This window comes from Mesorhizobium sp. WSM4847 (assembly GCF_055811335.1).
In genome coordinates, this window is sequence record NZ_JBVVPY010000128.1 from 1 (window position 1) to 314 (window position 314).

Annotated in this window: 1 pseudogene; it reads left to right on the forward strand. The window is 62.1% G+C overall.

Annotated features, from left to right (window positions below):
• Positions 1-101 precede the first annotated feature (101 nt).
• Positions 102-314: pseudogene (locus AC0L28_RS34825) on the forward strand (ABC transporter ATP-binding protein); the annotation flags it as partial.

A 314-nucleotide genomic window follows, 5' to 3' on the forward strand; every position in this document is an offset into this window, starting at 1 on the left:
TGCTTCATTCGTCCGGGCTAATGTCCGGATTGGTCTGGGTATTTCCCTTGCGTACGGATGCAACCAGCGGCGCGGCGTAGCGCGGCAAATCGTTTGTCCATGTGGCGGAAGCCTCCTGGGGCAAAGGCCTCAGCACCCTGCTGCGTATCGTGCGAATGACGCTGCGCCATCCCTGGCAAGTCGCCATCACCATCGTTTCGACCTTCATTGCCGCCACGCTGCAGCTTTTCATTCCGAGCTTGCTGGGACGCGCCATCGATCAGGCGCAGGGCGTCTTGACTGCTGGTGCTGGTCCTGCGGCAGAGCGCGCGCTG